Origin of the sequence: Candidatus Allofournierella excrementavium, assembly GCF_048526665.1 — a bacterium.
Classification (GTDB): Bacteria; Bacillota; Clostridia; order Oscillospirales; family Ruminococcaceae; genus Allofournierella_A; species Allofournierella_A excrementavium.
Window position 1 is genome coordinate 20,750 of record NZ_DBGFPE010000009.1, and the last position, 24,239, is coordinate 44,988.

Below are 24,239 nucleotides of genomic sequence, written 5' to 3' on the forward strand. Positions count from 1 at the left end.
TTGGTAAGCAGAGCGGAAGGTCCGCTTTTGTTTTAAACCGTCCCCGCAAGGGGGCAAAAGAAAAAGGAGAACACATATGAAAAAGGCACTTGCACTTGTGCTGGCCGGCGCCATGGCTCTGAGCCTGGCCGCTTGCGGCAGCACTCCCAGCAGCACCGCCACCTCCGGCAGCACTCCCGCCTCCGGCGCTTCCACCGCTTCCGGCAAAGTTTACTACCTGAACTTCAAGCCCGAGCAGGATCAGCAGTGGCAGGACCTGGCCAAGGTCTACACCGAGCAGACCGGTGTGCCCGTGGAGGTCGTGACCGCCGCCTCCGGCAACTACGAGACCACCCTGATGGCCGAGATGGGCAAATCCGACGCCCCCACCCTGTTCCAGGTGAACGGCCCCGTGGGTCTGGCCAACTGGAAGGACTACTGCTATGACCTGTCCGGCAGCGACATCTACAGCCAGCTGACCAGCGACGCCTACGCTCTGAAAGAGGGCGACACCGTCTACGGCATCGGCTACGTGATCGAGAGCTACGGCCTGATCGTGAACAAGACCCTGCTGGCCGAAGCGGGCTACACCGTGGAGGACATCCAGAGCTTTGAGGACCTGAAGGCTGTGGCCGAGGACATCACCGCCCGCAAGGACGAGCTGGGCTTCGCCGCCTTCACCTCCGCCGGCATGGACGGCTCTTCCGACTGGCGCTACAAGACCCACCTGGCCAACCTGCCCATCTACTTCGAGTACCAGGATGAGGGCATCACCAGCACCGACGCCATCAAGGGCACCTACCTGGACAACTACAAGAACATCTGGGATCTGTACATCAACAACTCCACCTGCGATCCTTCCGAGCTGGCCGCCAAGACCGGCGACGACAGCCGCAACGAGTTCCTGGCCGGCGAGGCCGTGTTCTTCCAGAACGGTTCCTGGGAGTACGCCAACCTGACCGGCGAAGGCAAGTTCACCGATGACGACCTGGCCATGATCCCCATCTACATCGGCGTGGGCGACGAGGCCAACCAGGGCCTGTGCACCGGCACCGAGAACTACTGGTGCGTGAACAACATGGCTTCTGAGGAAGACATCCAGGCCACCCTGGACTTCATCAACTGGTGCGTCACCAGCGAGGAAGGCACCACCGCCATGGCCAACGAGATGGGCTTTGTCATCCCCTTCAAGGGCGCTGCCGAGTCTCCCAACCTGTTCGTGAAGCAGGACGCCGAGATGACCGCCGCGGGCAAGACCCCTGTGTCCTGGAACTTCACCACCATGCCTTCTGAGGAGTGGAAGAACGTTCTGGGCACCGCCCTGACCGCCTACGCCGCCGGCACCGGCAGCTGGGACGACGTTGTCACCGCCTTCGTGGACAACTGGGCCGCCGAGTATCAGCTGGCCAACGGCTGAACCCTGCACTGACCTTAAAAATGGGGGAGCCTCTCGCTCCCCCATTTTTCGGTCGGGGCCCCATTGCAAGGAGGGATAAAACGCGGCATGCAAAAAACATTGAAAAAATACTTCCCGATCTTTGTGCTGCCCACGCTGGCGGCCTTCACCATCGGGTTCATCGTGCCCTTCGTCGAGGGCATCTATCTGTCCTTCTGCAAGTTCACCACGGTGAACAACGCCAAATGGGTGGGCATTTCCAACTATGTCACCGCCCTGAAGGACGAGGCCTTCCTGCACTCGTTCTGGTTCACGGTGGCCTTCACCGTGGTCAGCACCATCACCATCAACCTGCTGGCCTTCGCCGTGGCGCTGGTGCTCACAAGGGGCATCAAGGGCACCAACATCTTCCGCACGGTGTTCTTCATGCCCAACCTCATCGGCGGCATCGTGCTGGGCTACATCTGGCAGATCCTCATCAACTGCGTGCTCAGCATCGTGGAACAGCCCCTGCTGGGCCTGAACACCCCCGCCGGCTACTGGGGCCTCATCGTCCTGATGGCCTGGCAGCAGGTGGGCTATATGATGATCATCTACATCGCCGGGCTGCAGAACGTCTCGCCCGACCTTCTGGAGGCCGCCGCCATCGACGGCGCCAACAGCTGGCAGACCCTTATCAAGATCAAGCTGCCCATGGTGATGAGCAGCGTGACCATCTGCCTGTTCCTGACCCTGACCAACAGCTTCAAGCTGTTTGACCAGAACCTCTCCCTCACCGCCGGCGAGCCCAACCACGCCACCGAAATGCTGGCGCTGAACATCTACAACACCTTCTACGCCCGCTCCGGGCCCCAGTGGAAGGGCATCGGCCAGGCCAAGGCCGTGATCTTCTTCGTGGTCGTGGTCATCATCGCGCTGGTGCAGCTCAAGGCCACCCGCTCCAAGGAGGTGCAGCAATGAACAATCTGAAAGCGAAACACGCCCTCAACATGGCGTTCACCGTGGTGTTCGCCGTGCTGGCGGTGCTGTATGTCTACCCGGTGTTCATGATCCTGATCAACTCCTTCAAGGTGGAGACCGCCATCAGCACCAGCACCGTGTTCCAGCTGCCCACCGCCGACACCTTTGCCGGCGCGGCCAACTTTGTGGCCGCCGTGGTCAGCCAGGGCTTTTTGCAGAGCTTTTTCTACAGCGCCTTCATCACCGTCACCTCGGTGGCGCTGATCCTTCTGTGCTGCTCCATGTGCGCCTGGTACATCACCCGCATCAACGGGCCCGTTTCCAAGGCCATCTACTACCTGTGCGTGTTCAGCATGGTGGTGCCCTTCCAGATGGTGATGTTCACCCTGGCCCAGACCGCCGACGGCCTCAAGCTGAACACCCCCTACAACATCTGCATCATCTACCTGGGCTTCGGCGCGGGTCTGGCGGTGTTCATGTTCTGCGGCTTCGTGAAGAGCATCCCGCTGGAGATCGAGGAGGCCGCCACCATCGACGGCTGCAACCCCCTGCAGACCTACGGCCTGGTGGTGCTGCCCATTTTGAAGCCCACCCTGATCTCGGTGGCCATCCTGCAGGCCATGTGGGTGTGGAACGACTACCTGCTGCCCACCCTGGTGCTGGACATCCGCAAATACCGCACCATCCCCATGCTCATCCAGTACTTCCGCGGCAGCTACGGCCGGGTGGAGATGGGCCCCATGATGGCCTGCATCCTGCTGACCATCGTGCCCATCATCATCTTCTACCTTGCCTGCCAGAAGTACATCATCGAGGGCGTCGTTGCCGGCGCGGTGAAGGGATGAGAGCCGCGGGCGTCCTGCTGCCCCTGTCCAGCCTGCCGGGGCCTTACGGCATCGGCACGCTGGGCGAAGAGGCAAAACATTTTGTGGATTTTCTCGCCGCCGCCGGCCAGAGCTACTGGCAGATTTTGCCCATCGGCCCCACCGGCTACGGCGACAGCCCCTATCAGAGTTTTTCCGCCTTTGCGGCAAACCCCTATTTCATCGACCCCGGCCTGCTGCTTGCCGACGGCCTTTTGGAAGAGGGAGAGGCCGAGGCCTATGACTGGGGCGGCGATGAGACCTCCGTGGACTACGGCGCGCTCTACCGGGGCCGCCACGCCCTTCTGAAGAAGGCGGTGGACCGGCTGGAGCCGGAGGACGAGGGCCTTGCGGCCTTCTGCGCCGGGAACGCCTTCTGGCTGGAGGACTACGCCCTGTTCATGGCCCTGAAGGGCGAGAACGGCCAGAAGAGCTGGTTTGACTGGCCCGACCCGGTGCGGCTGCGCCAGCCGGAAGCTCTGCGCCGGGCCGCCGAGCGGCTGGCGGGGCCGGTGCGCTACTGGAAGGGCGTGCAGTACCTCTTCCACCGTCAGTGGACCGCCCTCAAGGCCTACGCCAACGAAAAGGGCGTCTCCATCATCGGGGACATCCCCATCTACGTCTCCCCCGACTCGTCGGACATCTGGGCCGGGCCGGAGCTGTTCCAGCTCACCGCCGACCGGCGCATGGCCGCCGTGGCGGGCTGCCCGCCGGACGCCTTTGCCGCCGACGGCCAGCTGTGGGGCAACCCCCTCTATGACTGGGACTACCACTACACCACCGGCTACGCCTGGTGGGTGCGCCGGCTGGCCCACGCCTGCACGGTGTACGACGTGGTGCGCATCGACCACTTCCGGGGCTTCGAGAGCTATTTTGCCATCCCCGCGAAGGACACCACCGCCAAAAACGGCGTGTGGCGCAAGGGGCCGGGCATGGCGCTGATGCGCGCGCTGCACAAGGGCCTGCCCACAGCCCGCATCATCGCCGAGGACCTGGGCTATCTCACCCCCGAGGTGAAGGCCCTGCTGGAGGCCAGCGGCTATCCCGGCATGAAGGTGCTGCAATTCGCCTTCGACCGCCGGGAGGCCGGGGACTACATGCCCCATGGCTACATCCCCAATTCGGTGGTCTACACCGGCACCCACGACAACACCACCACCGCCGCGTGGCAGACCGAGGCCGACCCGGAGGACGTGGCGCTGGCCCGGGCCTACATGGCCTGCGGCGAAAGCGAGGCGCTGGTGGACGCCTTCATCCGCACCGCCTTTGCCAGCGTGAGCGACACCGCCGTCATCCCCATGCAGGACTGGCTGGCGCTGCCCGCCTCGGCCCGGATGAACACCCCCAGCAAGGCCGGGGGCAACTGGCAGTGGCGCATGGCCCCCGGCGCGGCAAGCCCCGCGCTGGCCGGGCGCATCCGCCGCCTGACCGAACTTTACGAGCGGCTGGGCCGCTGAACGAGCCGTTTTTGTATCCCTCCTCCGCCCCGGGCGGCGGGCAGAGCGCGCCTTTGCGCAGGCCCACCTGTCCGGGGTGGATTTTGTCTTTTTATTTTCACAATTCCGTGCTACAATAAGGTTTAACGGCCTTTCGGGGCCGAATCCCCTGTTTTCGGAGGCCCGTTTCATGCGCACACTGATCTGGTTCATTTACTTCTGGGGCTATATGCTGTTCCATCTGCCGGCGCTGCGCCGGGGCCTCAAGGCGCTGGACGCGGGCGACTGGGCCACGGCGGACGCCCTGGCCGCAAAGCACGTGCCCCACTGGGCCGGCCGCCTTTTGAAGCTGGCGGGCGTGACCGTGACGGTGGAGGGGCTGGAGAACATCCCCAAGGGCCGGCCCTGCGTTTTTGCCGGCAACCACCGCAGCTACTACGACATCCCGCTGGTGCTCACCCAGCTGGACGCGCCCCACGGCCTGGTGGCCAAAAAAGAGGTGGCGAAGCTCCCCCTGGTGCGCAGCTGGATGCGCCTTCTGCACTGCGTCTTTCTGGACCGGGAGGACCCCCGCAAGGCCATGACCGCTCTGAACGAGGCCATCGACCTTGTGAAAAAGGGCTACTCCCTGACCATCTTCCCCGAAGGCACCCGCAACAAGGGCGCGGAGGGCAGCCTTCTGGAATTCAAGAGCGGCGCCTTCCGGGTGGCCACCAAGGCGAAGGCCCCCATCGTGCCCCTGGCCATCACCGGCAGCCGGGACATCATGGAGAACCACCACATGTTCATGCACCCGGCCCATGTGACCATCCGGGTGCTGGAGCCCATCGAGACCGAGGGGCTCGCCAAAGAAGAGATCCGCGCCCTGCCCCAGCGCACCGCGGACGTCATCGCCCGGCATCTGCCCGCCGACAGCGGCAACCGCTGAAACGGGCGGTAATTTTTCGGAGGTATTTTCCATGGCAAGCGCCCGCTATACCCTGAACATCAAACCCGAGGACCTGAAGCCCGACGAGCCCCGCCAGCTGACCCGCAAGGAAAAGCTGGCCAACTGGTGGTATTACCACCGGCTGCACGTGGGCATCGGCGCGGCGGTGCTGGTCATCCTCATCTGGCTGGCGGCGGACATGCTGAACCGCACCCTGCCGGACTATCAGATCGCCCTGGTCACCGAGCAGTACATCCCCGAGACGGTGGTCACCGAGCTGGGCGACGCACTGAGCGCCTTCGGGCTGGACCTGAACGGCGACGGGCAGGCCCTGGTGCAGGTGAGCGGCTATCAGCTTTCGCTGGGCGGCGAGGAGGAGACCGGCGCTTCCGCCTCGTCCTCCTCCACCGTGACCACCACGGTGGACGCCTACACCCAGATGGCGGGCTTCACCACCCTTTCCGGCGACGTGACCACCCGCACCAGCCTCATCTTCCTCACCGACGACCCGGAGGCCTTCCAGAGTTCCTTCGAGCTGCTGGCCGCGGCGGACGGCAGCCTGCCGGAGGAGGGCGCGGGCCTTGAAGGGGTGGAGCTCTTCGCCTTTTCCGACTGCCCGGTGCTGGACAGCCTGGACCTGAGCGAAGAAGCCCGCGCCTATCTGGACGACTTTTACATCGCCCGCCGGGGCTTTGCCGAGGGGCAGACGCTGGCGGAATACCCGGAGGAGAACCAGGCGCTCTACGAGGTGCTCACCGCCGGGGCCGCCGCGCAATAAGTTCAACATAAAATAACGCGGCCTTCGGGCCGCGGCAAAGGGGTATGACCGATGGGATTTTTCAACCGCAACTTTGACCGGCCGGGGCCGGGCGTGGCCAAGGACGCCCCCCGCAAGACCGGCGCCGCCCGCTTCTTCGAGGTGCTGGGACGGGACTACGGCAGCTTTTTCAAGGCCAGCCTTCTGTGCATTCTGGGCTATCTGCCCTGGACGCTGCTGGTGGGCATCGGCGTGCTGGGCCAGAACATGATCTTCACCCTGGTGGGCGGCCTTGTGGGCGGCGTCATCGCCGGGCCTGCCCTGGCGGGCATGCACGACACGGTGCTGCGCTCGCTGCGGGACGAGCCGGGCTACTGGTGGCACGTCTACAAGCGGGCCTTCAAGAACAACTGGCGGGCCTCCATGGCCCCCGGCGCGCTGCTGGGCGTGCTCACCGCCGGGCAGCTGTTCATGTTCTGGTGCCTGACCATCGGCATCGTGTCGCTGGACCTTGTCAGCGCGGCGCTGCTGGCGCTGAACCTGCTCATCACCGGCATGTGCCTGCCCTTTGTGTTCGGCCAGCTGGTGCTGATGGACATGAACTTCCTCACCCTTTTGAAAAACAGCCTGTTCCTGGCGCTGGGCAACGCCCTGTGGTCCCTGCTGATGGCGGCGGTGCAGATCGTCTACTGGATGGCGATGCTGCTTTTGTTCCCCATGTCGGTGCTGGCGCTGGCGCTGCTGGGCTTTGTGCCGGTGACGGTGTTCTGCCAGCAGATCGCCTGGCGCATCATGGACAAGGTCTTCGGCCTGGAGGACCAGTTCCGCAAAAAGCGGGAGGCCGAACTGGCGGAGGGCATGCAGGAATGAAGCTGCCCGCCTTTCTGCGCCGGGGCGAAAAAAAGCCGGAGCGCCCCCTGAGCGCCCAGCTGGACAACCCCTACCGCCCCATCTTTGGCCGCGAGCGCCGCTTTGAGGAGCTGGCGCGGGGCAAAGAGGCGGACAAGCCAAAAAAGAAGCCGTGAACCCCTTCCCGGCGGGCAGTGCCCGCCGGGATTTTTTTGTGTCCTTTTTATTGTGCCATTGCCCCGTTTATGGTATACTTTACTGCGACAGAGCAAAAAAGGGGGTCCCCGGGATGAACGAACTGGAAGAGGCGCGCCGCACCATCGACGAGGTGGACCGGCAGATGGCCGCGCTGTTTGAAGCGCGGATGGCCGCGGTGGGGCGGGTGGCCGCCTACAAGGAGGCCCACGGCCTGCCGGTGCTGGACGCCGGCCGGGAGGCCCAGGTGGTGGAAAAAAACCTGGCCCTTTTGAAAAACAAGGACCTCGCCCCCTATTACACCGACTACATCAAGCATCAGATGGCCCTCTCCCGCCAGTACCAGACCAGGGTGCTGGGGCGGGACAAGGTGGCCTACCAGGGGGTGGAGGGGGCCTTTTCCCACATCGCGCTGACCAATCTCTTCCCCCGCGCCCGGGCCATCCCCTGCCCCACCTTCGGCGGGGTGTTCGAGGAGGTGGAAAGCGGCCGCGCCGCCTTCGGCGTGCTGCCCTTTGAGAACAGCCACGCCGGCGACGTGGCGGCGGTGCTGGACCTGTGCTACGCCCACCGGGACATCTTCGTCACGGCGGTGTACGATTTGCCGGTGCGCCAGAACCTGCTGGGCCTGCCAGGGGCACAGCTTTCGGACGTGCGCAAGGTGTTCAGCCACCCCCAGGCCATCGCCCAGAGCGAGCGCTTTTTGAAGAGCCTTTCCCTGCCCGCCGAGAGCTGCGCCAACACCGCCATGGCGGCAAAGCAGGTGGCCGAAGGGGGCGACAAGTCGCTGGCGGCCATCGCCAGCGCCGAGACCGCCGCGCTCTACGGCCTCAAAGTTCTGGCGGCGGACATCAACTCCGACGGCGACAACACCACCCGCTTCATCGTCATCAGCAAGACCCAGGCCGCCGCGGGCGACCGGTTCAGCCTTCTGTTCACCGTGGAGCACAAGGCGGGCATGCTGGCCCGGGTCATCCAGGCCATCGGCGCGGCGGGCTTCAACATGGAGAGCATCAAGAGCCGCCCCAAGCCCGGCGTGCCCTTTGAATATTATTTTTACGTGGAACTGGTGGGCCGCACCGACAGCGACGGCGCCCGCGCTTTGCTGAAAGAGCTGGGCGGCGTGTGCGACACGGTGCGGGTGCTGGGGGTCTATTCCCGCAGCGCAAAAGAGGAAAGGGAGTAAGCAGATGAAACTGACCATGCGCCTGGGCGCGCGAAGCTACGACATCATTTTGAAGCGCGGGGCGCTGAAAAACCTCTCCGCCCTCATCAACCTGAACCGCAAGGTGTTCATCGTCACCGACAGCGGCGTGCCCGCCCAGTACGCCGAGACGGTGCGCGCCCAGTGCAAAGAGGGCCTTGTCTACACCGTGCCCCAGGGCGAGGGCAGCAAGAGCCTCGCCGTGTATCAGAAGCTGCTGGAGGCCATGCTGGAGGCGGGCTTCGGCCGCGGCGACGCGGTGGTGGCCGTGGGCGGCGGCGTTGTGGGAGATCTTGCGGGCTTTGTGGCCGCCACCTACATGCGCGGGGTGGACTTCATCAACTGCCCCACCACCACCCTCTCCCAGATCGACTCCTCCATCGGCGGCAAGGTGGCGGTGGACCTGGGCCGCACCAAGAACATCGTGGGGGCCTTCTGGCAGCCGAAACTCGTGGTGGTGGACCCGGACACCCTGGCCACTCTGCCCCGCCGCCACTTTGTGAACGGCCTGGCCGAGAGCGTGAAGATGAGCCTCACCTGTGACGCGGAGCTGTTCCAGATGTTCGAGACCTGCGACGTGGACGCGGAGCTTGAGACCATCATCCGCCGCAGCCTGCTCATCAAAAAGAGCGTGGTGGAGCGGGACGAAACCGAGCAGGGCCTGCGGGCCATTCTGAACTTCGGCCACACCCTGGGCCACGGCATCGAGGCGGTGAAGGGCATCGGCGGCCGGCGCAAGACCGGGCTTTACCACGGCGAGTGCGTGGCGCTGGGCATGCTGCCCATGATCGAGGACCGCCAGCTGCAAAAGCGCACCCGGGCGGTGCTGCGCAGACTGGGCCTGCCCTGCCGCGCCAGCTACAACAAAGAAAAGGTGCTGAGCTACATGCTCCACGACAAAAAGGCCCGGGGCGGCTCCATCACCCTGGTGAAGGTGCCGGGCCTCGGCTGCTGGCGGCTGGACAAGGTGCCGGTGAGCGAGCTTGAGACCATTGTGATGGGGAAGTGACAAGATGAGCAACTCTTTCGGCGGCGCGGTGCGCCTGACCATCTTCGGCGAGAGCCACGGCGAAGCCATCGGCGCGGTGCTGGACGGCCTTGCCGCCGGGCACCCGGTGGACGAAGCCTACATCGCCTTTCAGATGGACAAGCGCCGGGCCAAAAAGGACGGCCTTTCCACCGCCCGCACCGAGGCGGACAAGGTGAAGATACTCAGCGGAGTGTATGGCGGCTTCACCACCGGCACGCCGGTGACGCTGGTCATCGAAAACCAGAACACCCGCTCGGGCGACTACGCCAGGACCGTGGGCCTTGCCCGGCCCGGCCACGCGGATTACACCGCCCATGTGAAATACGCCGGCTTTGAGGACCCGAGGGGCGGCGGGCATTTTTCCGGCCGCGTCACCGCCGCCCTCACCGCGGCGGGGGCGCTGTGCCAGAGCATCCTGGCGGCGAAGGGCGTCATCCTCGCCACCCACATCGCCCGGGTGGCGGACGCTTGTGACGCGCCCCTGGCCTTTGAGGAGAGCGCCCTGCGGGCCCAGCTGGAGGCGCTGGAACAGAACACCGGATTTCCGGTGCTGGACGAGGCCGCCGGGGCCGAAATGCAAACGCGCATCCGCGCCGCCGCCGCCGAGGGCGACAGCGTGGGGGGCGTTTTGGAAACGGCGGTGCTGGGCCTGCCGGCAGGCCTGGGCGAGCCCTTTTTTGACAGTGTGGAGAGCGTGCTCTCTCACCTGCTCTTTTCCATCCCGGCGGTGAAAGGGGTGGAGTTCGGGGCGGGCTTCGGCTTCGCAGACCTTCGGGGCAGCGAGGCCAACGATCCCCTCACCGTGAAGGACGGCCGGGTGACGGCCCTCTCCAACCATTCCGGCGGGGTGAACGGCGGCATCACGAACGGCATGCCCCTTGTGTTTCGCAGCTGTGTGCGGCCCACCCCCAGCATCTACAAGCAGCAGCAGACGGTGGACCTTGCCAAAAACGAGGCGGCCACCCTGCAGATTCAGGGCCGCCACGACCCCTGCATTTTGCACCGGGCGGCCATCGTGCAGACGGCGGCCACGGCCTTCGGCCTGCTGGACCTGCTCACCCAGAACGGCGGCGGCCAGCGGCAGGCCGGGCGGTAAGGGGGCGCGGAAGATGGAATACGGACTCATCGGCGCCACCCTCAAGCACAGCTATTCCAAGCTCATCCACGAGCAGCTGTACCCCTGCGACTACAAGCTCACCGAGCTGCCCACCGAGGCCGAGGCGCGGGAATTCCTGGAAAAACAGCCCTTCAAGGCCATCAACGTGACCATCCCCTACAAACAGCTGGTCATCCCCTACTGCGCCGTGCTGGACGAAAAGGCCAGGGCCATCGGCGCGGTGAACACGGTGGTGAACGTGAACGGGGTGCTCCACGGCTACAACACCGACTTCGACGGCTTCGCTTTTCTGGCGGCGGCCCACGGGGTGGAGTTCGCCGGCCGGCGGGTGCTGATTTTGGGCACCGGCGGCACCTCCAAAACCGTCACCGCGGTGGCCAAGGCGGCGGGCGCGGCCCAGGTGCTCTACGCCAGCCGCACCCCCGGCGAGGGGCGCATCTCCTACGAAGAGGCCCTTGCCTGCGGCGCGCAGGTGGTGGTGAACACCTCCCCCGCCGGCATGTATCCGAACAACGACGCGCTGGCCCTGGACGTAGCGAAGATGCCCGGCCTTGAGGCGGTGCTGGACGCGGTGTATAACCCCTTCTCCACCCGGCTGGTGCAGGCCGGGCGGGCGGCGGGGGCCAAGGCCGCCGGAGGCCTGGAAATGCTGGTGGCCCAGGCGGTGTACGCCGCGGCCCTCTTCACCGGCACCGAACCCCAAACCGACCGCATCGCCCCGCTGGCCAAGGCCATCTTTGCCGAAAAGGCCAACATCAGCCTTGTGGGCATGCCCAGCTGCGGCAAGACCACCATCGGCAAACAGATGGCCAAAGCCTTCGGCAAAAAATTCGTGGACCTGGACGCCGAGATCGTGAAGGCGGCGGGCAAGCCCATCCCGGACATCTTCGCCGAGAGCGGCGAAGCGGGCTTCAGAGATTTGGAACAGCGCATCACCGCCCGCTTTGCCAAGGAGGGCGGGCAGGTGCTCTCCACCGGCGGCGGCGCGGTGCTGCGCAGCGAGAACGTGGCCGCTTTGCGCCAGAACGGGCCGGTGGTGTTCATCGACCGGCCGCTGGAACTGCTCTGCACCGGGGGCGGCAGGCCCCTTTCCACCGACCGGGCGGCCCTGGCCGCCATGGAGCAAAAGCGCCGCCCGCTCTATGAGGCGGCGGCGGACATCCGCATCCCCAACAACACCGACGTGTTCCGCCGGGCGGCAAAGGCCGCAGAGGAGGCATTGCATGCGTATTTTGGTACTTAACGGCCCCAACCTCAACCTGCTTGGGGTGCGGGAACCGGGGCTTTACGGCACCGTGGACTACGACGGGCTCCTGGCCCTCATCCAGAAGGAGTGCGACGCACTGGGCGTGGAGGTGCGCTTTTACCAGTCCAACCACGAGGGGGACCTGGTGGACGCCATCCAGGCCGCGCGGCTGGACTGCGACGGCATCGTGCTGAACCCGGGAGCCTACACCCACACCAGCATCGCCATTCTGGACGCGCTGAAGGCGGTGGCCCTGCCCGCCGCCGAGGTGCACATCACCGACATCAATCAGCGGGAGGAATTCCGCAAGGTGAGCTACGCGGGCATGGCCTGCCAGGCCCACTTCATCGGCCAGGGCCTTGCCGGCTATCTGAACGCCGTGCGCTGGCTGGCCGAAAACTACAGCAAATAAGGGAAATCACAACATAAGGGAGAGAGAATCACATGATCATTTCCACCAAAAAAGGCACCCCCCAGGAGGAACTGCAAAAAATCATTTCCGGCTTCGAGGCCCAGGGCCTGGAGGTCACCCTCATCCGAGGCACCGACTACAACGTGTTCGGCCTTGTGGGCGACACCACCAAGATCAACGACAAGGTGGTGGCCGCGAACCCCTGGGTGGAGAGCGTCACCCGCGTGTCCGCCCCCTACAAGAAGGCCAACCGCCTGTTCCACGCCGCCGACACCATCGTGGACGTGGCCGGCGTGAAGGTGGGCGGCAAGGAGAACGTGGTGGTCATCGGCGGGCCCTGCAGCGTGGAGTGCGAGCAGCAGGCGGTGGACATCGCCAAGGCGGTGAAGGCCGCCGGCGGCAAAATGCTGCGGGGCGGCGCTTACAAGCCCCGCACCTCGCCCTACGCCTTCCAGGGCCTTGGCACCGAGGGCATCCTGGACCTGGTGAAGGCCCGGGAGGAGACCGGCCTGCCCATCGTGAGCGAACTGATGAGCGAGGACAAGATCGACGAGTTCGAGGAGTATGTGGACCTTGTGCAGATCGGCGCGCGGAACATGCAGAACTTCCAGCTGCTGAAAGCGGTCGGTAAGATGCACAAGCCGGTTCTGCTCAAGCGGGGCCTTGCCAACACCATCGAGGAGTGGATCATGAGCGCCGAGTACATCATGGCCGGCGGCAACGAGAACGTCATCTTCTGCGAGCGGGGCATCCGCACCTTCGAGCCCTACACCCGCAACACGCTGGACCTGTCGGTCATTCCCATCATCAAGGAAAAGACCCACCTGCCCATCATCATCGACCCCAGCCACGCCACCGGCAACTGGCGCTACGTGGAGGCCATGAGCCTCGCCGCCGTGGCCGCCGGGGCGGACGGCCTCATCATCGAGGTGCACACCGACCCCGAGCACGCCTGGAGCGACGGCGCCCAGACCCTCAAGCCCGAAAAGTTCCGTCAGGTCGTGGACAAGTGCCGCGCCGTGGCCCACGTGGTGGGCCGGGACCTGTGAGCGGCAGCGCCCCCAACACACACAAAAAAGGAAGCTGATACCATGCTGGCAACCATCCATCCCGGCCCCATCGGGGGCGCTGTGACCGTGCCCCCCTCCAAAAGCATCGCCCACCGCACGGTGCTGGCGGCGGGGCTGGCGAAGGGGCTCTCCCGCGTTTATAACCTGGACCCCAGCCAGGACATCGCCGCAACCCTGGCGGCGGTGCGCGCCTTCGGCGCAAAGGTGAAACTCACCGAAACCTACGCCGACATCGAGGGCCGGGGCGGCTTTGCCACCATCCTGCGCCCGGTGGACTGCGGCGAGAGCGGCAGCACCCTGCGCTTTCTGGTGCCGGTGCTCAGCCTCACCGGCCAGCAGGTGGAGTTCACCGGCCGGGGCCGCCTCTTCCAGCGGCCCATGGACGTTTACCGGGACATCTTTGCCGCCCAGGGGCTGCTTTTCTCCCAAAGCGACAAGGGCCTTGTCATCCGGGGCCGCCTTGCCCCCGGCGAATACCGGGTGCGGGGGGATGTGTCCAGCCAGTTCATCACCGGCCTTTTGTACGCCCTGCCCCTGCTCCACAAAGAAAGCCGCCTGGAGATCGTGCCCCCCTTCGAGAGCCGCAGCTATGTGCAGCTGACCCTGGACGTGCTGCACGATTTCGGCGTGGCGGTGGACTGGGACGAGGAGCGGGAGAACACCCTCTACATCCCCGGCGGCCAGCGGTACCACAACCGCAGCTGCACCGTGGAGGGAGATTACAGCCAGGCCGCTTTTTTGGCGGTGCTGGGCGCGCTGGTGGGCGGCGTCACGGTGAAGGGCCTGAAAGAGAATTCCGCCCAGGGCGACGCGGCCATTCTGGACATCCTGCAAGCCTGCGGCGCGCGCTTTAAGCGCGCCGGCGACGCGGTCACCTTTGAAAAGAGCGAGCTGCACGGGGTGGACATCGACCTTTCCGACTGCCCCGACCTCGGCCCCATCCTGATGGTGCTGGGCCTCTTCTGCGAGGGGGAGACGGTCATCCGCAACGCCGGGCGGCTGCGCATCAAGGAGAGCGACCGCATCGCCGCCATGGAGGAAGAACTGCGCAAATTCGGCGGCAAGCTGCAAAGCGACGAGAACACCGTCACCATCCAGGGCTCCGCCCTGGCGCTGCCGGGCCTGCTCCACAGCCACAACGACCACCGGGTGGTGATGGCCCTGTCCGTCGCGGCGCTGGGCGCGGGCTACACCGCCCGCATCTCCGGCGCCCAGGCGGTGGCCAAAAGCTGGCCGGGATTCTTCGCCGTTTTGCAGCAGCTGGGCGCTGGCATCGAGGTGGAAAAGGAATGAAGAAGGACAGCCGTTTCGTCATCGTGGGCCTGGGCCTTTTGGGCGGGGCCTACGCGCTGGGCCTGCGCAAGGCGGGCTTTGAGCATGTGGCCGCCATCGACCTGAAGGAAGAGGCCCTGGCCTTTGCCAAAGAGAAAAACTACATCGAAGAGGGCCGCACCGAGGGCTTCGAAGCCCTTCTGGCCCGGGCCGACTATGTGATTTTTTCGTTATATCCCACCGCATTTATACAGTGGGTAGAAAAATACGGCGCACTTTTGCCCGCAGGCTGCCTTTGCACCGATGTGTCCGGCGTGAAGGCGGGGCTGGTGGAAAAGGTGCAGGCGCTGCTGCCCGAGGGGGTGGAGTTCATCGCCAGCCACCCCATGGCGGGCAAGGAGCGCAGCGGGGTGGAGAACGCCCATCTGGTGGATTTTGCCCCGGCGAACTTCCTCATCACCCCCACCGAAAAGAACACCGAAGCGGGGGTGGAGTTTGCCCGCGGGCTGGCAAAGGCGCTGGGCTTTGCCCACATCCACGTCATCAGCCCCGAAGAGCACGACCGGATGATCGGCTATGTGAGCCAGCTGACCCACGCCATCGCGGTGAGTCTGATGTGCGCGCCAAACGCCGAGCGCTTTGCCGACTACACCGGCGACTCCTTCCGGGACCTGACCCGCATCGCCTATCTGAACGCCCCCATGTGGGCGGAGCTTTTCCTGTGGAACCGGGACTGCCTTGTGGAGGAGATAGACGCCTTCACCGCCCGGCTGCAGCAGCTGAAAGGCTATCTGCAAGCGGGGCAGCGGGAGGAACTGGAGGCGATGTTCCGGGCCTCCTCGGCGGCCCGCACCGCCTTTGACAAAAAAGAGAAGGAGGGGTGAACCATGCCCCGCGTGGAAGGGCAGAAGGGGAAGATCCTCCTTCTGCTGCGCATCCTTGAGCGATACACCGACGAGGAGCACCTCATCAGCGTGCCCCGCATCCTGGAGCTGCTGGAGGCCCAGGGCGTGCAGGCCGAGCGCAAAAGCGTTTATTCCGACATCCAGACGTTGCAGGAACTGGGCTACGACATCGTGCAGCAGCGGGGCCGGTCCGGCGGCTACTATCTGGCCAGCCGCCAGTTCCAGCTGCCGGAGCTGAAGCTGTTGGCGGACGCGGTGCAGGCCAGCCGGTTCATCACCCGCAAAAAGAGCGACCAGCTCATCCGCACCCTGGCCCAGTTCGCCAGCGACTGGCAGGCGGCGGACCTGAAGCGGCAGGTGTTCGCCTCCAGCCGCATCAAGACCATGAACGAGAGCATCTACTACAACGTGGACGCGCTGCACCGGGCCATCGCCGAGGACAGGCAGGTGCGCTTTGTCTACCAGGAGTGGGACCTCAACAAGCGCAAGGTGGCCCGCCGGGGCGGCAGCGCCTACGAGGTGAGCCCCTGGGCCCTTTTGTGGGAGGACGAGAACTACTATCTGGTGGCCTGGGCCAAGGGCCAGGGCCTGCGGCACTACCGGGTGGACAAGATGGCCTCCATCACCCTGCTGGACGCGCCCCGCCAGGGCGCGGAGGACTACGACCCCAAAAAGATGCAGGACTACGCAAAGCCCATGTTCCAGATGTACGCCGGGCCGGTGAAGCGGGTGCAGCTTGCCTGCGACAACGGCGTCATCGGCCCCATGCTGGATCGGTTCGGCACCGACGTGACGGTGGTGCCTCAGCCGGACGGCGCCACCTTCCATCTCTACGCCGACGTGGCGGTGAGCCCCACCTTCTACGGCTGGGTGTGCGGGTTTTCCGGCAAGGTGCGCATCGTGGCCCCCGCCGAGGTGAAAGAGGACTTCTGCCGGGCCCTGCGCAGCCTCACCGCCGCCGAGGAGGCGCTGTGAGCGGGCCCGGGCCCATCGCGCCGGCGCTGCTGGCGTGGTTTCGGCAAAACGCCCGGGCGCTGCCCTTCCGCCAGGACCCCACCCCCTACCACATCTGGGTCAGCGAGATCATGCTGCAGCAGACGCGGGTGGCGGCGGCGCTGGAGCACTACCGCCGCTTCATGGAGGCCCTGCCGGACGTGCCGGCCCTGGCCGGATGCCCCGACGAGGAGCTGTTCAAGCTGTGGGAGGGGCTGGGCTACTATTCCCGGGCGCGCAACCTGAAAAAGGCGGCGCAGCTGGTTTGCAGCGAGTACGGCGGGCAGCTGCCCGCAAGCTTTGAGGAACTGCAGAAGCTGCCGGGCGTCGGGGAATACACCGCCGGGGCCATCGCCTCCATCGCCTTCGGCCTGCCCGCCCCCGCGGTGGACGGCAACGTGCTGCGGGTGTTCGCCCGGCTTTACAACGACGGCAGCAACATCGCGGAGCCCGCCGCAAAGCGGCTGTTCACCCGCCGGGTGATGGACCAGCAGCCCGCCGACACGCCCGGCCCCTTCAACGAGGCGCTGATGGAGCTGGGGGCGCTGGTCTGCCTGCCGGGGGGCGCGCCGCTGTGCGGCGAGTGCCCGCTGGCGGACCGCTGCCTTGCAAAGGCGGCGGGCACCCAGCTGGAACTGCCGGTGAAAACGCCCCCCAAGGCCCGCCGGGTGCAGCCGGTGACAGTGCTGGTGGCACGAAACGCCCGGGGGCAGCACCTTTTGCAGAAGCGGCCGGAAATGGGGCTGCTGGCCGGCCTTTGGCAGCCCTTTCTCTTTGAGGAAAAGCTGACGCTGGACGAGGCGCTGGCAAGGCTCGCGGCCCTGGGCCTTTCGGTCAGCGCCGCCCCGCCCCGGCCCCTCAAACCCGCGAAGCACATCTTCAGCCACGTGGAGTGGCGGATGGCCGGCTGGCAGCTGGAAGCGGCGGGCGGCGCCCCCGCCGGGTGCCTTTGGGCTTCGCCGGAGGAGGCCGCCGGGCGCTATGCCCTGCCGGGGGCCTTCAAGGCCTATCGGCCGCTGCTCACCGGCGGGAGCTGACGCGCAATTTCTGGTTGTAATCTGGCCTTTCGCGGGCTATAATAAGGGTAAATCACATTGCATTCTGTGCCCCCGACGGGGCAGCCAAAATAAAGGAGGTATCTTCATGAAACAATCCACCTTTGTCGCGCTGGTGCTGATGCTGGCCGCCGCCGTGGGCGCTCTGACCGCCGCCTGGCTGTATGTGCGCCGCCGGGAGAAGGAGCTGGACGAGTACGAGCAGCTGCTGTTCAGCGAGGACCTGGACGAGGAGGAAGCGCCCGCCGAGGAGGCCGCCGCTCCTGCCGCCGAGCCCGACGCCGAATAAAGCCCACCGCCGTGAACGGGACCTCCGTTCACGGCTTTTTTGTTTTGCCCCGAGGATTTTGCCCTTTTCGCCCCTTTGTGGTATAATGCGGTTATACATGCCCCAAAACGGGGGCGGACCAGCCCGCGGGCCATTTTTCGGGCCCGCCGCGAAAGGAGGCGCAGGGCATGAAGCGCGCGCTGCTCTGGCTTTTGATGGTCCTTGTGTTCACCGCCCTGGTGCTGGGCGGGGCCCTGGGCTTTTTCTACTATTCCACCGATGAAGACCGCCTGCCCGCCGCCGGGGTGACCTTTGCGGGGCAGAGCCTTGCCAAGGCCGCCGGCTACCACTGGGAGCTGCCGGTGCTGGGGGGCGTTTTGTGGCGGGAGTTTTCCTTGAGCCCCAGCCTTGCCAACCTGGAGCTGGAGCCTGTGACCACCCCTTCGGCGGCGCTGGAACTGTCGGCTGACATGACCGCCGACGGCACCACCCTGACGCTCAAGACCGCCGGCGGCGTGACGGTGTTCGACAGCACCGCCGCCGAGTGGAAGAACTTCACCTTCCCCCAGAACGGCGAATACTACCTCACCATCCGGGCGGGGCGGCAGGCGTCCAGCCAGAAGCCCTCCAAGCCGGTGGGCTATTACCAGTATCAGTGCCACTTCTGGGTGGACGTGCAGCCCACTCTCACCCTGGCCTCCGACCAGGCGGCCCAGGGGGATGTGGCGGCCATCTATGTGTCCGGGGCGCTGGGTGCGGGCGGCACGCCCCCCACCGCCCAGTGCGAGCTGGGGCCGGTGTGGTTCCGGCCCACCCAAAACGGCTGGGTCGGCTATCTGCCGGTGACCTACAACGCCGAGGGCGGCGAGTGGCCCATCACCGTGACGCTGGGCGATGTGACCCTCTCCGCCACCCTCACGGTGCGCAGCACCGAGTATCCCTCCACCCAGACCTCCTCCGGCGAGGCGGCCACCGCCGAGGCCAACGAGGAGTTCCGCCGGGTGATCTGGAGCCTCTATGACCAGGGCTCCAACGAGGCGCTCTGGACCGGGGCATTCCAGTACCCCGCCCAGGGGGCCAGCATTTTTCAAAGCTACGGCGCATATCTCTACGACGGCGAAAGATCCGCCGGGCGGGCGGCCAACCTGACGCTGCTCACCCCGGAGAACGCCCTGGCGGTGAGCCCCGCCGCGGGCCGGGTGGCCTACGCGGGCGAGCTGCAGCTCACCGGCAACACGGTGGTCATCGACCACGGCTGCGGGGTGAAGAGCTATCTCTTCGGCCTTTCCAGCATTGCGGACATCAAGACCGGGGATGAGGTCACCGCCGGGCAGGGGCTGGGCGTGGCCGGGCGCAAGCTCATCTGGGAAGTGCGCATCGGCAACAAGAGCGTGGACCCCCAAAAGCTGACCCAGGGGGGCAGCAACGGCCTGTTCTACCGCCCGGTGGGCGATGAACTGCGCTGACGAAAAAGCAAAACCGGCCCTTGCCCCGCGCCGCGGGGCCGGGGCGAGAGCGGCCCGCCGCGGCGGGCCGCCGCTGATGTGAGGTGAACCATTTTGCAGGACATCCTGAAAGCCGTGGGCAAATGGCTGGCGCTGGTGGTGGTGCTGGTGGCGGTGCTGCTGGGCGCGGCCCTGGGCTTTATGTACACGCAGGTGAATGTGGGCGACCTGCCCGCCTACGCCGTGACCTTCGGTGGCGGCGAGCTGCCCCAGACCGGCTACCAGTGGAAGGTGCCCATCGCGGGCAACTGGCTGGCCCGCACCCTGAGCGAGGAGGGCGAGGCCGCCGACCTGGGCGAAGTGACCGACAGCCACCCCGCCCTGGAGCTGCCCGCCGGCACCGAGGGTCAGCTGACCATCCGCGACGAGGCGGAGGAAGTGGTGTTCGAGGGCACCGCCGACGAATACGCCGATTTTTCCTTTGGCAAAAACGGCAGCTATTCCGCCCGGCTGACGGTGAGCCCCCAGACGAACGAGCTGAACCCCTCCACCAAAATGGAGGGCTTCTGCCTTTATGACTTCACCTTCCAGCTGCGGGCCCAGCCCACCCTCACCCTCTCCCACACCAGCATGGTGCAGGGCGGCGTGATCGGGGTGAAGCTGACCGGCGTGGTGGGCGACGCCACCCCCACCCTTTCCTGCGAGCTGGCCCCGGCGGTGTTCACCTACCACGACAACGCCTGGATCAGCTACATACCCGTGGACTACAACCAGTTCGGCGGCGACTACGAGATCACCGCCACGGTGGACGGCCAGACGGTGAGCGCCTCGGTGTACATCTACGGCCGCGAAAACCGGGAGCTGGACACCTACACCATCGACGGCTCGGCGGCCATCCCCTACATGGCCTCCATCCCCAGCCAGCTGGAGGATGTGATGAGCATCTGCGACCCGGACATCTACTGGAACGGCGCCTTCACCCAGCCGGTGGACGGCAAGGTGGTGCGGGACTACGCCGTGCTGGAATACACCGACCGCATCGACGAGCTGACCCTCTCCATCTACCCGGAGCTGGCGGTGCTGAACGAGGCCATCGCGCCCCGGCGCAGCGTCAACGTGACCATGGCCGTGACCCCCGGCAAGAAGGTGCTGGCCCCCGCGGCGGGCCGCGTGGTCTACGCGGGCACCACCAGCGGCGGCGGGCGCACGGTGGTCATCGAGCACGGCTGCGGCCTCAAGAGCATCCTGTATCTGCTGGGCCGCATCGACGTGAGCGAGGGCGAGTATGTGGCCCAGAACGACGTGCTGGGCACCACCCAGGGCCACATCATCTGCGAGATGCGCCTTTATGACATCCCCATCAGCCCCTGGGAGGCCTGGCGCGGCCAGGGCGCCCTGATGTGGCAGGGCTGAGCGGAGCCTTTCTCCGGCCCGGGCGGGGCGCGCTTTGCGGCGCAAACCTGCGGGCTTTTCCCGCAGCCCAACCGCCTCACAACTGAAAAAAGCCCGGCGCGGTGGACCCACCGTGCCGGGCTTTTGTTCGTCTTATAGTTATACAATATGTATTTATCGGATGACATAATACAATATCATCAGCAGCGCCAGCAGTCCCGCGTTGGCCAGGGTGAACCAGAGCAGGTATCTGCCCTTTTGGGCGGGGTAGCGCCGGGCGAAGAACTTGTAGGAGATGAGGCTGGCCATGGAGGCGATGAGGGCGCCCAGGCCCCCCAGGTCGCAGCCGATGATGAGGGCGGGCCAGTTTTCGCTGTAACCCGCCAGCAGCAGGGCGGCGGGCACGTTGCTGATGACCTGGCTGGCGGCCACCGCCACCTCCACTTCCCGCCCGGCCAGCGCCCCGGCCAGAAAGGCGGAGAAGGCGGGCAGGCGGCCCATGTTGCCGATGAACACAAAGAACGCCACAAAGGTGGCCAGCAGGGCGTAGTCCAGCTTTTTTAAAAGGGGCCGGTCGGCGATGAGCAGCACCGCCAGGGTCAGCCCCGCCGCCGCCAGCGGGGGCAGCAGCTTTGCGATGCAGAGCAGGCACACCCCGCCCAGGGCGGCGAAGAGGGCGATGCGCCTGCCGCTGCCCTTTCCTTCCGGCTGCACCGCCGCGTGCATGGCCTCGCTTTTGGGCACAAGGGCCAGCAGGGCGATGGCCACCGCCGACAGCGCCGCATAGGGGGCCAGCAGGGCGCAGAACTCCAAAAAGCCCATCCCCGAGCGGTTGTAGAGGTAGAGGTTCTGGGGGTTGCCCATGGGGGTGAGCATGCTGCCCAGGTTCGCCGCCGCCGTTTGCAGCACCACCAGCGGGATGGCCAGCCGCTCGCACCCGGCCATTTCCAGCACCACCAGCCCAAAGGGCACAAAGGTGATGAGGGCCACGTCGTTGGTCACCAGCATGCTCACGAAGAAGGGCAGAAAGGTCAGCACCAGCAGCATCTGCCGGGTGGTGGAAAGCCGCCCCAGCAGCCCCGCGCCCAGCGCGTCGAACACGCCCTGCCCCTGCAGGCCCTTGCTCACCGCCATCAGGCTGAACAGCAGGGCCAGGGTGTCCCAGTCGATGTAGTCAAGATAGCCCTTGTCCGGCGGCACCGCCGCCATGGAACCCACCGCCAGCAGCGCGGCGATGCTGAGCACCGCTTCGCTTTTGGCAAAGCCGAGCGCTCTTTGAAAACACTGTTTCATCAAAATTCCTTCCCACTCTCTTTATTTTCGCAAAGAGGCGCCCCCGACGGGGCCGGGGCGCGGGCCGCGCCCGCGTTCCGCCCGAAAGGGGCGCTTGTTTGTTTTATTGGTCCAGTTCAAAATCTCCCAGCCGCAATTCGTCCAGCGCCGCGTCCGGCTCCGCAGCCAGCCGCCGCCCCTGGTTCAGGATGGCCGCCTCCAGGGTGTTGCGGGCAAGGCGGCCGTTGCCGTTTTCGGCGGCGTTTTCCGCCTGCTTGCGGTCGTAGAAGGCCAGCAGCGGCCCGTCGCAGTCCTGGGTCAGCTTGTAGCCCTTGCCCTTTGCGGTGAGCTTTGTGATGGCCAGCAGCTCGGCGCCGGTGTAGTCCGGGAATTCGATTTTGTTGGGGAAGCGGCTGCGCAGGCCGCTGTTCGCCTGCAAAAACTCCTCCATCTCCTTGGTGTAGCCCGCCAGGATGACCACCAGTTCGTCCCGGTGGTCCTCCATGCCCTTGACCAGCGTGTCGATGGCCTCCAGACCGAAGGTGTCCTGCTCGCCGCGGTAAAGGGAATAGGCTTCGTCGATGAAGAGCACGCCTCCCAGGGCCGACTGAATGACCTTCTGGGTCAGGGGCGCGGTGTGGCCCACATAGCGGCCCACCAGATCCGCCCGGCTCACCTCCACCAGCTGCCCGCCGGAGAGCGCCCCGATGGCCTTGAGGTACTTGCCCACCAGCCGGGCGATGGTGGTCTTGCCGGTGCCGGGGTTGCCGGTGAAGATCATGTGCATGGAAACGCCCGCAGTCTTCATGCCGGCGGCGGCCCGCCGCCGCTGGACGGCGATGGCGTCCTCCAGCCGCAGCACATAGTCCTTCACCTCGTCCAGGCCGATGATGCGGTCCATCTCGGCCTTCACTTCTTCCAGGTCGGCGGTGTATTCCCCGGGCAAAACAGCCAGCAGGTCGGTCTGTTCCCCGCCGTCGAAGGCGGCCATCACCTGCCCGCCCTCCCCCGCTTTCAGGGCGACGGCGGCGGCTTTGCGGCCCCGCAGCTTGTGCTCCGCCAGGGCGGCAAAGCACTTTTCGCAGAACTCCGCCAGACGGCCCACTCCCGCTTCGCCCTTTTGGGCCACAAGGGCCGCCAGGCCCTCGCCGGTCACGGTGAGGGTCCAGCCCAGCCGCTCTTTGGTCTTGCAGGCCAGCTCGTTCAGCTGCCGCCCGGCGATGGTCAGCAGCTCTTCCCGGCTGAAGGCCGGGGCTTCGCACTCGTCCCCCACCGCGGTGGCAAAGGCCGCGCCCAGCAGCCCCGCCAGCTTGTTTTTTCCGCCGGGGCAGAGGAACACGAGATACTTGCCCCCCGCGCTCAGAGAGCCCACCGCGCCGGGGGCCAGGGCGGTGCCGGTCTCCACCAGCAGGCCCTTTTGCAGCACATAGCGGCTGGCCAGCCGGGCGCTGCCGCTCACCGCCAGCTGGGCCAGCAGCGAGAGGCACCCCGGGTGGCACTGCTCCGCGTTTTCAAAGGCCAGCACCGGGTCGGGCCCGGCCAGCGCGGCGTAGAGGTCCTGCAAAAAAAGTTTTTCCTGGGCCGGGCTGCCGTAGAGGGCAAGGTCCATCCAGGCGACGCCCCCGGCCAGCAGGCCCTCGTCCTTCAGCGCCTGCACCGTCTGGGTGAGGGCGAAGTGCCGCCCCCGGCCCGCTTTGCCGGACAAAACGATGACGTTGCGGGGCTTTTCCCCCGCTTCGCCCAGCACGAAGGGCCGGCGGAAGGCCGCCAGCAGCGCGGCGGAAAGCTCCTGCCGCCCCACAAGCGCGGCCTGCTGGCGCTTTGCCGCCGCCTCAAAGGCGGCGTCGGTGTTTTTGGGCGCGGGGACCGCCGCCCGGCTTTGCGCCGGGGTGAGCAGGCCGTCCTGCTCCATTTCCCGGGCAAGGCCCTGGCCCAGGCGGCTTATCTCCCGGCTCTGGGCTTCCAGGCGCTTGGTCAGCTCCTCGCTGTTCTGCAAAAGGCGCGCGGCATCGGTTTTCCGGGCCGCCCCGGCGGCAGCCTGGGTGCGGCCCGCCGCTTCTTCCAGCTTCTTCTGGGCGGCGGCAAAGTCCTCGTCCACCGCCGGGCGTTTTTCAGCGCCCGCCCCGCCGCGAAAGCGCCCGCCGGGGCCGAACACCCCGTTCATCAGGTCTTCCCAATCGGTGCTGCCGGCCATG

At 66.0% G+C, this 24,239-nt stretch carries 23 protein-coding genes; 21 read left to right on the forward strand and 2 right to left on the reverse strand.

The window, feature by feature from the left end:
* Nucleotides 1-76 precede the first annotated feature (76 nt).
* The 21 genes from ACMI1Q_RS03195 to ACMI1Q_RS03295 all read left to right on the forward strand — a co-directional run bounded on the left by ACMI1Q_RS03195 (nt 77) and on the right by ACMI1Q_RS03295 (nt 20,793).
* Nucleotides 77-1,396: an extracellular solute-binding protein gene (locus tag ACMI1Q_RS03195; protein WP_419502782.1), complete on the forward strand. Its 1,320-nt coding sequence runs from the start codon at nt 77-79 to the stop codon at nt 1,394-1,396.
* Between the two features lie 87 nt (nt 1,397-1,483).
* Nucleotides 1,484-2,335: a carbohydrate ABC transporter permease gene (locus ACMI1Q_RS03200; RefSeq protein ID WP_419502783.1), complete on the forward strand. Its 852-nt coding sequence runs from the start codon at nt 1,484-1,486 to the stop codon at nt 2,333-2,335.
* Entirely contained in the window at nt 2,332-3,180 is an 849-nt protein-coding gene (locus tag ACMI1Q_RS03205; protein WP_419502784.1) for a carbohydrate ABC transporter permease, read from the forward strand. Before ACMI1Q_RS03200 ends, ACMI1Q_RS03205 begins: the two co-directional genes overlap by 4 nt.
* A complete protein-coding gene (malQ, locus tag ACMI1Q_RS03210; protein ID WP_419502785.1) occupies nt 3,177-4,655 on the forward strand; it encodes a 4-alpha-glucanotransferase in 1,479 nt (492 codons plus the stop codon). Before ACMI1Q_RS03205 ends, malQ begins: the two co-directional genes overlap by 4 nt.
* 169 nt (nt 4,656-4,824) lie before the next feature.
* Complete coding sequence (locus tag ACMI1Q_RS03215) at nt 4,825-5,562, forward strand: lysophospholipid acyltransferase family protein (RefSeq protein ID WP_419502786.1); 738 nt, start codon at nt 4,825-4,827, stop codon at nt 5,560-5,562.
* A gap of 31 nt (nt 5,563-5,593) precedes the next feature.
* Nucleotides 5,594-6,340 (forward strand): hypothetical protein, encoded by a 747-nt coding sequence (locus ACMI1Q_RS03220; RefSeq protein WP_419502787.1) that lies wholly within the window; start codon nt 5,594-5,596, stop codon nt 6,338-6,340.
* 51 nt (nt 6,341-6,391) lie between these two features.
* Nucleotides 6,392-7,189 carry a hypothetical protein gene (locus ACMI1Q_RS03225; RefSeq protein WP_419502788.1) on the forward strand — a complete coding sequence of 266 codons (798 nt, stop codon included), beginning with the start codon at nt 6,392-6,394 and terminating at the stop codon, nt 7,187-7,189.
* Nucleotides 7,186-7,344: a hypothetical protein gene (locus tag ACMI1Q_RS03230; protein WP_419502789.1), complete on the forward strand. Its 159-nt coding sequence runs from the start codon at nt 7,186-7,188 to the stop codon at nt 7,342-7,344. Before ACMI1Q_RS03225 ends, ACMI1Q_RS03230 begins: the two co-directional genes overlap by 4 nt.
* Before the next feature lie 113 nt (nt 7,345-7,457).
* Complete coding sequence (locus ACMI1Q_RS03235) at nt 7,458-8,549, forward strand: bifunctional chorismate mutase/prephenate dehydratase (protein ID WP_419502790.1); 1,092 nt, start codon at nt 7,458-7,460, stop codon at nt 8,547-8,549.
* Nucleotides 8,550-8,553: 4 nt separating this feature from the next.
* Nucleotides 8,554-9,576, forward strand: coding sequence for a 3-dehydroquinate synthase (gene aroB / locus ACMI1Q_RS03240; RefSeq protein WP_419502791.1), 1,023 nt, complete (start codon nt 8,554-8,556; stop codon nt 9,574-9,576).
* A gap of 4 nt (nt 9,577-9,580) precedes the next feature.
* Nucleotides 9,581-10,693, forward strand: coding sequence for a chorismate synthase (gene aroC / locus ACMI1Q_RS03245; RefSeq protein WP_419502792.1), 1,113 nt, complete (start codon nt 9,581-9,583; stop codon nt 10,691-10,693).
* 13 nt (nt 10,694-10,706) lie between these two features.
* The gene (locus ACMI1Q_RS03250) at nt 10,707-11,957 is read left to right on the forward strand and encodes a shikimate kinase (protein ID WP_419502793.1); all 1,251 of its coding nucleotides are present in this window, start codon (nt 10,707-10,709) and stop codon (nt 11,955-11,957) included.
* Nucleotides 11,938-12,372, forward strand: coding sequence for a type II 3-dehydroquinate dehydratase (locus ACMI1Q_RS03255; protein ID WP_419502794.1), 435 nt, complete (start codon nt 11,938-11,940; stop codon nt 12,370-12,372). The genes ACMI1Q_RS03250 and ACMI1Q_RS03255 overlap by 20 nt, the downstream gene beginning before the upstream one ends.
* A 32-nt stretch (nt 12,373-12,404) precedes the next feature.
* Entirely contained in the window at nt 12,405-13,421 is a 1,017-nt protein-coding gene (gene aroF / locus ACMI1Q_RS03260) for a 3-deoxy-7-phosphoheptulonate synthase (RefSeq protein WP_177521688.1), read from the forward strand.
* A gap of 42 nt (nt 13,422-13,463) precedes the next feature.
* Nucleotides 13,464-14,735: a 3-phosphoshikimate 1-carboxyvinyltransferase gene (aroA, locus tag ACMI1Q_RS03265; RefSeq protein ID WP_419502795.1), complete on the forward strand. Its 1,272-nt coding sequence runs from the start codon at nt 13,464-13,466 to the stop codon at nt 14,733-14,735.
* Nucleotides 14,732-15,598, forward strand: a complete 867-nt coding sequence (locus tag ACMI1Q_RS03270) for a prephenate dehydrogenase (RefSeq protein ID WP_419502796.1) — start codon at nt 14,732-14,734, stop codon at nt 15,596-15,598. The genes aroA and ACMI1Q_RS03270 overlap by 4 nt, the downstream gene beginning before the upstream one ends.
* 3 nt (nt 15,599-15,601) lie before the next feature.
* The gene (locus ACMI1Q_RS03275) at nt 15,602-16,594 is read left to right on the forward strand and encodes a WYL domain-containing protein (protein WP_177521691.1); all 993 of its coding nucleotides are present in this window, start codon (nt 15,602-15,604) and stop codon (nt 16,592-16,594) included.
* A complete protein-coding gene (mutY, locus tag ACMI1Q_RS03280) occupies nt 16,591-17,649 on the forward strand; it encodes an A/G-specific adenine glycosylase (protein WP_419502797.1) in 1,059 nt (352 codons plus the stop codon). Before ACMI1Q_RS03275 ends, mutY begins: the two co-directional genes overlap by 4 nt.
* Before the next feature lie 106 nt (nt 17,650-17,755).
* Nucleotides 17,756-17,956: a phosphatase gene (locus ACMI1Q_RS03285; RefSeq protein ID WP_394979536.1), complete on the forward strand. Its 201-nt coding sequence runs from the start codon at nt 17,756-17,758 to the stop codon at nt 17,954-17,956.
* Nucleotides 17,957-18,123: 167 nt separating this feature from the next.
* Nucleotides 18,124-19,401 (forward strand): murein hydrolase activator EnvC family protein, encoded by a 1,278-nt coding sequence (locus ACMI1Q_RS03290; protein WP_419502798.1) that lies wholly within the window; start codon nt 18,124-18,126, stop codon nt 19,399-19,401.
* Nucleotides 19,402-19,494: 93 nt separating this feature from the next.
* Nucleotides 19,495-20,793, forward strand: a complete 1,299-nt coding sequence (locus ACMI1Q_RS03295) for a M23 family metallopeptidase (RefSeq protein ID WP_330057215.1) — start codon at nt 19,495-19,497, stop codon at nt 20,791-20,793.
* Between the two features lie 153 nt (nt 20,794-20,946).
* Here ACMI1Q_RS03295 and ACMI1Q_RS03300 read toward each other — a convergent pair whose 3' ends face one another.
* Complete coding sequence (locus ACMI1Q_RS03300; RefSeq protein ID WP_419502799.1) at nt 20,947-22,065, reverse strand: SLC13 family permease; 1,119 nt, start codon at nt 22,063-22,065, stop codon at nt 20,947-20,949.
* A 103-nt stretch (nt 22,066-22,168) separates the two neighbouring features.
* On the reverse strand, nt 22,169-24,238 hold the full coding sequence (locus ACMI1Q_RS03305) for an AAA family ATPase (RefSeq protein WP_419502800.1): 2,070 nt from the start codon (nt 24,236-24,238) through the stop codon (nt 22,169-22,171).
* Nucleotide 24,239: the final 1 nt, after the last annotated feature.